This window comes from Bacillus sp. AFS023182 (genome assembly GCF_002560575.1).
GTDB lineage: Bacteria > Bacillota > Bacilli > Bacillales > Bacillaceae_G > Bacillus_A > Bacillus_A arachidis.
Genome location: NZ_NTRO01000122.1, coordinates 1,007 through 1,212, shown reverse-complemented (window position 1 = coordinate 1,212; position 206 = coordinate 1,007).

Genomic DNA, 206 nt, shown 5'->3' with positions numbered 1-206 from the left:
CCATGTTATTTCCTCCTCTTATGTTGTTGCTAAGATGTGATTTATCTTTATGCCTTTATTATAGTAAGCGCTTACATTTATATCAATACATTTTTATATGTAATATTGCATATTTATATATTTAGACAAAAATCAGGCCTCTATTAGTCATTCCTTAATGGTATTATAGCGGGGTGAGAGTCTTTAAGGGTTCTCCTTAATAGGAG